General features: G+C 25.0%; 10 protein-coding genes. 5 read left to right on the top strand and 5 right to left on the bottom strand.

Translation table 11 applies throughout. The annotated features are described in order from the left end of the window. Positions 1-116: 116 nt before the first annotated feature. The 4 genes from ACQY5W_RS05585 to ACQY5W_RS05600 are packed head-to-tail and all read left to right on the top strand — an operon-like array spanning position 117 to position 3,519. Positions 117-1,553 (top strand): sensor histidine kinase, encoded by a 1,437-nt coding sequence (locus ACQY5W_RS05585; RefSeq protein WP_428023964.1) that lies wholly within the window; start codon positions 117-119, stop codon positions 1,551-1,553. Positions 1,554-1,562: 9 nt separating this feature from the next. Continuing rightward, a complete protein-coding gene (locus ACQY5W_RS05590) occupies positions 1,563-2,483 on the top strand; it encodes a dUTP diphosphatase (protein ID WP_428023965.1) in 921 nt (306 codons plus the stop codon). A 30-nt stretch (positions 2,484-2,513) separates the two neighbouring features. Continuing rightward, positions 2,514-3,203, top strand: coding sequence for an AzlC family ABC transporter permease (locus ACQY5W_RS05595; RefSeq protein WP_428023966.1), 690 nt, complete (start codon positions 2,514-2,516; stop codon positions 3,201-3,203). Then, a complete protein-coding gene (locus ACQY5W_RS05600) occupies positions 3,193-3,519 on the top strand; it encodes a branched-chain amino acid transporter permease (protein WP_428023967.1) in 327 nt (108 codons plus the stop codon). Before ACQY5W_RS05595 ends, ACQY5W_RS05600 begins: the two co-directional genes overlap by 11 nt. Here the strand turns inward: ACQY5W_RS05600 and ACQY5W_RS05605 are convergent. The 5 genes from ACQY5W_RS05605 to ACQY5W_RS05625 all read right to left on the bottom strand — a co-directional run bounded on the left by ACQY5W_RS05605 (position 3,516) and on the right by ACQY5W_RS05625 (position 7,989). Next, positions 3,516-4,748 carry a DUF711 family protein gene (locus tag ACQY5W_RS05605; RefSeq protein WP_428023968.1) on the bottom strand — a complete coding sequence of 411 codons (1,233 nt, stop codon included), beginning with the start codon at positions 4,746-4,748 and terminating at the stop codon, positions 3,516-3,518. The two genes, ACQY5W_RS05600 and ACQY5W_RS05605, sit on opposite strands and share 4 nt — an antisense overlap. Further along, complete coding sequence (locus tag ACQY5W_RS05610) at positions 4,748-5,314, bottom strand: N-acetyltransferase family protein (protein ID WP_428023969.1); 567 nt, start codon at positions 5,312-5,314, stop codon at positions 4,748-4,750. Before ACQY5W_RS05610 ends, ACQY5W_RS05605 begins: the two co-directional genes overlap by 1 nt. A gap of 64 nt (positions 5,315-5,378) precedes the next feature. After that, entirely contained in the window at positions 5,379-5,972 is a 594-nt protein-coding gene (locus ACQY5W_RS05615; RefSeq protein WP_428023970.1) for a Crp/Fnr family transcriptional regulator, read from the bottom strand. A 9-nt stretch (positions 5,973-5,981) separates the two neighbouring features. Continuing rightward, positions 5,982-7,259 (bottom strand): response regulator, encoded by a 1,278-nt coding sequence (locus ACQY5W_RS05620; RefSeq protein ID WP_428023971.1) that lies wholly within the window; start codon positions 7,257-7,259, stop codon positions 5,982-5,984. Next, positions 7,252-7,989 carry a response regulator transcription factor gene (locus ACQY5W_RS05625; RefSeq protein ID WP_428023977.1) on the bottom strand — a complete coding sequence of 246 codons (738 nt, stop codon included), beginning with the start codon at positions 7,987-7,989 and terminating at the stop codon, positions 7,252-7,254. The genes ACQY5W_RS05620 and ACQY5W_RS05625 overlap by 8 nt, the downstream gene beginning before the upstream one ends. 202 nt (positions 7,990-8,191) lie before the next feature. Here ACQY5W_RS05625 and ACQY5W_RS05630 point away from each other — a divergent pair. Further along, a partial coding sequence (locus ACQY5W_RS05630; protein WP_428023972.1) for a hypothetical protein occupies positions 8,192-9,092 on the top strand: 901 nt, incomplete at its 3' end.

Below are 9,092 nucleotides of genomic sequence, written 5' to 3' on the forward strand. Positions count from 1 at the left end.
TGCAAGGCTTATGGTTTCAAATCGCAAACAATTCCAAGTATTGTTGTAAAAAATTCTAGTAGATTAGACTGTAAATTTTATCAAAAAAAACCAAATACTAAATAGGAAATACTTATTTGCAAGAGAATATATTAAAGATAAAAAAAGACCAAATTAAAATCTTTACATATATTATAAATAATGAACAAGTTAGCTCTTTAATAAAAGAAAAGAATATTGATTCAAAAAATTTTTTAGAAACAATATTGGTGCCTTTGTTTAATACTTTTATTAAATTTTTAGAAAATGGTAAAGATATTAAATTGAAGTTTTTATTAAACAATACTTTACAAAAAGATGAGCTCTTTTTACTTCTTAGAACCTTTAAAAATTCAATATTTTTAGATACTAAAAATAGAAAGATGACTGATTATTTATTTACAAGAAGAGTAGATGAAATCTTTGATATTTTTTATTTGTATCTATTTAAAAAAAGCCAGAAAATACAAATAGTTAAAGATGATGATGAAATAGGTTATTTACTTAATATTTTAGATCAAAATTTAGCAATATTATATTTAAGTAAAGATGGTAAAATAAATGATGCAACTATTTCATTTAGAGAAATGTTTTCTGCAAATAAAAAGAAAATTAAATTTAAAAAAATAGAAGAGTTAATTGTACATAAAAGTGAGAATGATAATTTTTTTGAAAGACTTGAAACGGAAAATAATTTTTATATTGATGAAATTGAAGTTTCAAAATGTGATAAGACAATTTTTTGGGCTAAAATTTATGTTGAAAAAAGAGAAAAAGATATAATCTTAATATTTAAAGATATTAGTTATAAAAAAAGTTTAGAAAATCAAAAAAAAGTTTTTTTAGAACAATCAAAAATGGCTGCAATGGGAGAGTTAATTTCTATGATTGCTCACCAATGGAGACAGCCTTTACAAACAGTTTCAATATTAGCACAGAAACTTATTTTGACAAAAGCAACCGATGGATATGTGGATAATAATTTTTTAGAAAAAACAGTTAATGATATAAATTTACAGTTAAATTATATGTCAGAAACGATTGATGATTTTAGGAACTTTTTTAAACCAGAAAGTAGAAAAATTATTTCAAAACCTAGTAAAATAATAAATAAAGCTATAACATTTTTACATTATGTTTTGACTATAAACAATATTGATTTTAAATTAGAAATCATAAAAGATTATGAAATTAATATTATTGAAAATAATCTTATTCAAGTTATTATTAACATAGTAAAAAATGCAATTGATATTCTTTTAGAAAGAAAAATAAAATCAAAACAGATAATTATTAGATGTGATTTTAACGAAAATTATGTAATAATAGAAATTGAAGATAATGCAGGTGGAATCGAAGAAAAAAGTTTAGATAAAGTTTTTGATTCATACTATACAACTAAAAACAATAGCAAGGGTACAGGACTTGGATTGTATATGAGTAAAATAATCATTGAAGAACATAGCTTGGGAAAATTAAGTGTAAAAAATAGTTCAAATGGTGCATTATTTAGAATAGAATTACCGGTAGAATAGGAGTTTAGATTGTTATATGAGGATTTAAAAATTGCTACGAAATCTTTAGGTTTTTTTGCCATAGAAGATTTTGCAAAATATATTGGTGTTACACCAGCAGAGATTTTGAAATGGGAAGAAAAAGATAACGTTCCTTATACGGTATCTTTAATTGTACATTTATTAAAAGGTGAAGAAAATTTACCTGAAAGCTCAACATTAGATAGTTTAGTTGAAGAGTGTTTACCACTAGCAACACTATTAGAAGAAGCTTCTAGCTTTCCTCATAAATTAGAAGAGATGTTTTTATTGCAAAAAGAGTTAAATGACTCAACAAATGGTAAAAACTGGGAATTAGGAACTAATAAATATGGAAAAGAGATTAATTGGTTAAGATGTATCCATATGGAAGTTTCTGAATTAATTGAATCAACACCATGGAAGCATTGGAAAAATATTAATGCAGCACCTGATATGAATAATATCCATGTTGAATTAGTTGATATATGGCACTTTTTGATGTCTTATATTTTACAAGAAACAAATATACCAAAAGCAGTATCTTTGGTAAATACACATTGCATTTATGAAGCGAATAGTGAAATAGATGTAAAACTTATGGTAAAAGAGTCAGAAAAACTCTCTTATATCTCTTTAGCAATACAAACAGGAAATATGCCATCTTTTTCAGGAATAGAAAGATTTATTGATCAATATTTTAGATGTTGTAAAATTTCTGGATTATCATTTACTTGGTTACAAAAACTTTATATTGGTAAAAATTGTTTAAATAAATTTAGACAAGATAATGGATATAAAGAGGGAACATACATAAAAGAGTGGAATGGTAAAGAAGATAACGTAGTTATGGTTTCAATATTAGAAGAGTATGAAAATATTGATTTTAACCTTTTATATACAAAACTTACTGAAGCTTATTCAAAACTGTAAAGAGAAATTTTCTCTTTACAAAAATAAAAAATGATAAAATCTCTTGAATTTAAAACTGCACTAAAGGTATCTATCCCAGTTATGATGGGATATTGTGTACTTGGTTTTGCTTTTGGTTTATTAATTACAAGTTTTAACTATCCTTGGTATTTAGCTTTTTTAATGTCAATATTTATTTATGCTGGAGCTTTACAGTTTTTAGCTATTGGATTTTTTAGTTCAAAACTTGGACTTATTGATATCTTTATTACTTCTATTTTTGTAAATATAAGACAATCTTTTTATGGCTTATCTATGTTAAAGAAGTTTAAAAAATCAGGAAAACTAAAACCCTATTTGATATTTGGACTAACTGATGAAACCTATGCTTTACTTACGAGTATAAAAGATGATGAACAACTAAACAAAAAGTATTATTATCTTTATTTAAGTGCTCTTAATCAATTTTATTGGGTATTTGGAACGTTAGTTGGTGCTATATTTGGCTCTAATATCTCTTTTGATACAAAAGGCTTAGATTTTTCTCTTACAGCTCTTTTTATTATTTTAGCAATTGAACAATATAAGGCAAATAGAAATTTTACACCATTTATAATTGGGGCTATTACTTCTATACTTGCAATTTTATTAGTTCCAATAGACAATATGCTTATTTTTGCTATTGTTTGCTCTTTATTGGGAATGTTTATATTAAAAAAGAGGCTAAATAATGACAAATAATGAAATATATTTAGCAATAGCCGTAATGGCAATAGCAAATTATATAACAAGGGTATTTCCCTTTTTATTTTTTGTAAAGCATGAACCACCAGCTTGGGTTGTATTTATTGAGAAAAATTTTCCACCAATTATTATGACCATATTGATATTTTATACATTGACAAGTGTAGATTTTAAATCTGCTCCTTATGGGCTAAAAGAGCTTTTAGCCATAGGATTTACAGTCTTTTTACACTTAAGATTTAATAATTATCTAGTTTCTATTATTTTAGGGACTCTTTTTTATATGGCCCTTGTGCAGTTTTTTACTTTTTAAGGTACTAATAAAACTGCACTATTACATAAATCATCACTTTCAAATTTTGTAATATCACCAGCTTTTAATCCAGGAACTGGAAATAATCTTACAGTTAATGGCTTATTTAATCTAAAAGCCATAGTTCCAGTATCTCTACAAATATCAGCAATCTTTTCAACACTTGTGTCTCCTTCAATTGGAACAGTATCAAGTCCTATTCCACAAACAGAAGAATATGTAAGAAGTGAACGTATCTCAAACTCATTATTTTTTGTAGCAAGTGCTAAGCCTTCATCTTCAACAACAGCTAGCATAAGTCCTGAAAATCCAATAAGTTCACAACCTTTTTGTGACTTAAATACTTTTGTTAAAAGTGCTGATGCCTCAATAGTTCCAGAAGCTCCAAAGTAGGGTACACCAAGAAGTTTATATACATCTACCATTGAACTACAATTTTTAGATGGAGCTGCTGAAGTGTCAATCCCTGCAAATTTTCTTTTAAATTTATGATTAAAACTATTTACTATCTTTAAAACATTGTTTATATGATATTGTAAAGAGTTACTCATAATCTCATATGAATTTTGCCATTTTTTATTATGATCTTTTTCTTCAGGCAAACTTTTTAATGCAACTACCAGTAAATCAGGAGTTTCAAGTCCTAACGCAAAACAATCTTTATCACTACTATTGTGATAAGATGCTGGAAAATATGGAATTAGTGGCTTACAGTTATAATTAATAGTAAAGTTAAAATTACCTTCACCATTTGGAGTTATTTGTGCTATTTGTTTTACTACTTTTGCGCACTCTAAAGTTTTAGCTGCATTTGGAACACCTAAATCATCAACTTCAACATTAACGCATACATTACACAAATCTCCAAATTTCTGTACGAGTGTTGGTAACATTTGTATCTCATTTGAACTCTTTGCTTCACCTATTGCAAATCTTATTCTAATATTTGGCATAGAGTCACTTTTTAATAAATCAGATAAAAATTGCATATCTTTTATAGCACTTTCTAAAGTTGATGTATCAAGATATTCTCCAAAAGCATTAGTAACTATTCTTATACTTTGAACTGTAAAACCTTGAAAAGTAAACTCTTTTGCTAAATCTCCACCAAATAGTGCAGCCTCTTTGATTTTATCTTCCCATATTGATTTATCTTTTGTAAGAGTTAAAAAAGAGGTTATTGTTCTTATTTTACATAAATCTTTGTTTTTTAAATTATCACTTATCATTATTTTCTTAAAACTCTTTTTGATGTATCAAAAACCATTTCATAGTATCTGTTATTATTAAATTCAAACTCTTGAATAACATCAAGCCCCAATTTTCTTTTATGTGCTGCAAAAGAGCGTTCATTTATTACATTTACAAAAGTTACTAAAATAGGGTATCTTTTAGACATAGACTCTAAAGCAAAATCAAAAAGTTTTTCAAGTAGTCCACTTCCTCTTACACTTTTATCAATACAAACAGGTCCATATTGGTAAGAGTTATCTACACTTAAAGTTTGCCCTAAATAGCTTAGTTTTGGTAGGTCTTTTATCATATGGGCAAACATTGGCCATTTTGACCAAAACTGCCAAGAAGCAGACATAACATAACCTAAAACTTTATCATCTTCAACAGCTATAAATATTCCTTTTTCTTTCTCAATAATTGCTGTAAGTTCTTCAGGTGTAAATCCAGTAGTTACAAATCCATCTTTTTTATCAACTTCTGCTATAGTTGCTAATTGGTATTTTGCATGTAGTTTTAAAATGTTATCTATATCTTTAATTTCTGCTATTTTTAATTGCATTTTTTTCTCCATAAATTAATAATGTAAGTATACAATCAAAAAAATATATTATCATTAACCTATGTTAATTTTTCATCTCTTTTCTAATTCTTGATAGTGCAACATCAGTAATACCTAAATATGAAGCAATGTGGTAGTTTGGTACAGCATTTTCTATCATGGAATAATCTTCTAAGAACTTTTCATAACGTTCCCTTGCACTTAAAAGTAAAAAATCAGCTTCTCTTTTTTCTTTTTTAACTACTAGATTTTCATATATCCTTAATAATAAATCATTCCATTGTTTATATTGCTCTCCTAGTTCTAAAAGCTTTTTATAGGAAATATAAAGTGTAGTAAAAGGGCTAAGTACTTCAACACTAAAAGGGGAACCTGTTCCATGTGATACAGAGGAAATGCTACTTAAAAGATGACCTTGTTTTTCTGCAAAAGATTTATTGAACTCTTTTCCATCATCTGTAAGGTAATAATATCTTGCTAATCCTTCAATTAAAAAATAAAAATCTTTTACATCATCTTCAATATAAAAAAGATGTTCTCCTTTACTTAAAGTTTTAGTCTTGAAATATTTTTTTGCTATTTCCCAATTTTCTTGAGAAATAGGGGAAATATTATTAAGTATTGGGTATAAAATATTAAATTGTTTTTCTATATTCATTTATTAATTCTATTCTCCTTCTTTTTCTTCACCTTTTAAAACTTTTAACTCTTTTTGAAGATTGGTAACTAAATCAACTAAATTACTAATTCTTTTTTCATGTTCTAATTTTTTATTTTCTAATAAATCTATTTGTTTATCTTTATGAATGGCAACAGTTCTTAAGTCTTCTGCTTCTTTTGCTAAAGCTTTATTTTGATTTTTTATTTGAAGTAATTGACGTGCCATCATATCAAATTGTTTTTTCTTGTCTTGTTTCATCATTAAATCCATTTTATTGTATTCAATGTTTTGCGTTTCATAAATTTCTAACTGTGATAATAAACTTTTTATTTTATTTTCATGTGTAATAATTTTATCTTTTAAAAATTGTGTATTGTCATTGGCTCCACTTGCTTTTGATAATAATTGCTCTTTTTCTTTTTTCAAAGTAGCAATCTCTTTTTTATATTGGGTTACTTGTTCAATAAATCTTTTATTTTGAGCTCTTCTTTGATTTTCTTCTTCGGTTACTAAAAATCTTATACTAATAAATTGAATAATATTTTTTCCAGAATCATCATAAATAGGTATTATTTTACTATTTACATAATATGTTTCATTGTTTTTAGAGAGATTTTTTAGTGTTCCTTCCCATATTTTACCACTTCTAGCTACTTCCCATATTTCATTGTATAAGCTTTGTGGGACATCAGGATGTTTTAATATACTGTGACTTTTTCCTAAAATTTCCTCTTCTAAATATCCCGAAACTTCAATAAAAGCATCATTTACAAAAGTAATATTTCCATCAAAATCAGTTTTAATTACTATTGCTTCTTTATTTAAAACTGATAAATATGCTTCAGTCTCTTTTTTTTGTAACTCATAATTCTTTTTATAATAGATATCTTTACATATTTTTTCAATAGTTATATCCATAAGAGAAAAATCTATAGGTTTTAGTAAATATGAATGAACATTTAAGTTTATGGCTTTTATCATTTGTTCAGATTCACTTCTTGCAGTTGTAAAAATAAATGGAATATCTTTATTTAGCTCTCTAATTTTTTCAAGAAGTTCAATTCCATCTATTTTAGGCATATTTATATCACTAATAATTAAATCAAAAGGTTCATTATCATTTACAGCTTTTATATATGTATCATAGGCTTCAAAACCATTATTGCATGAAATTGATATATCAAATTTTTTACTTAAAAACTTTCCAAATATTATTCTGGCTTGTTCTTCATCTTCTACATATAAAACTTTTAATTTTTTTATAAAATCTTTTATATTATCCATGGTGAATCCTTATTTTATAACCTAATCCATATATATTTTCTATGTTTAATTTAGGAACTTTTGTTTTTAATCTTGAGATTAGATTTTTCAAGTTTAAGTTATTTGAAGTACTTAAACTATCTTCCCATATCTCATCAACTAGATTTTCTGTTGTAACAACTTTATTATGGTTGTTAACCAAATAGTTAACTAAATTCAACTCATACTTTGTAAGCTTAATTATTTCATTATTTAAAGTTAGTGTTTTAGTATCATTATTCCAAAATAAATTTTCACCAATATTTAAAATATGCTCTGTATGATGTTCATTAAAAAAGAAAACTTTATATTTATTTAAAATTACTTTATTTATGGTTTTCAAAAGCTCATCTATATCCAAAGGTTTTTGAATATAATCAACAATATCTAACTTAATTAGCTTCAAAAGTATTTCAACATCCAATTTAGCTGTAACATAAATAAATGGTAATTTTTCATCAAACTTTCTAATACATTCTAAAAGTTCAATTCCATCTATTTTAGGCATATCAATATCGGTTATAACCAAATCAATTGGTTTAGAACTAACATAACTATCCCTATAGATTTCTAAAGCCTCTTCACCATTTTTAGCTAATATTATCTCGTTGTAGTATTTAGATAACATTTTTACAAGCTTTATTCCTGCAAGAGCTTCGTCTTCAATACATAAAATCTTTATATCTTTTTTATATTCATCATATTTTTGCATAATCAATTTTATTATTCATTAGCTAAATTTATGATAATTCTAAAATACTCCTTTAAATTAATATTAAAATTATAACATTATAAGGATATTTAAATAGTATTAATTATTTATATAAAATGATACTTTTGACGTGCTTTTATCTACTATAATTTAATCATAGGTTTAGATATAATAATTTATATCTTTATAAATAAGGGAATTTATGTACGATTTTATAAAAAATTACAAATTTAGTATTGGATATATTCTTTTTAAAAAAGTTTATCTTACTTATTTTATTATATTGATATTTTTTATGATTTATCAGATTTTTTCTCAATATGATAATATAAAAAATGAGACTTTTACACAATTTAAAAAAGTAGAAAGTGTTTATAAGGAATTACTTACTAAACATATAATTGAAAAAAATATTTTTGCATTAGATAATATTACAAAAACAATTTTTGCTACTACAAATATATCTGGAATTTCTGTAATTAGTGATTCAAATAATTTTGGATTTTTTAAAGGAACTATTTCTGATAAATTGAGCAAGTATGTTCAAAAGATACATAATGATGTAAATTTCTATGATGACATTGATTTAATTAATAATGTAAATTTCTATAATGAAAAAGAGTTAATGATTGATAAAATCCAAATTAAAAAATTTAATAAAACTGCTACGATTACTTTTTATATAAAAAATAGTGCTATTTATAATAAAGTTTGGAATTCTATTTTACTTATACTTATAAATATGGGTTTAAGCATGATTGTTCTTTGGGTACTATTTGTAATTTTTACTGGTAAATATCTAATTAAACCACTAAATACAATCATTGATGCAACTAATAGATTCGATATTGAAGAGCATGAAGTTGTGGAAATAGACTTAGATAGTTTACAAAAAAATGAACTTTATAAATTATCAAAAGTATTTAATACAATGTCAAAAAGAATAAATGAAGCTTATATTAATATGGAACAATTATCTATGATAAAAGAGATTCAAAAAAACAAACTTGAAGATCAAAAAGCAGAATTAATCCAAGCGAATAAATCTAAAGATGATTTTTTGGCAAATATGAGTCATGAATTAAAAACGCCATTGAACTCAA

The organism is Arcobacter sp. (genome assembly GCF_050300555.1).
Classification (GTDB): Bacteria; Campylobacterota; Campylobacteria; order Campylobacterales; family Arcobacteraceae; genus Arcobacter.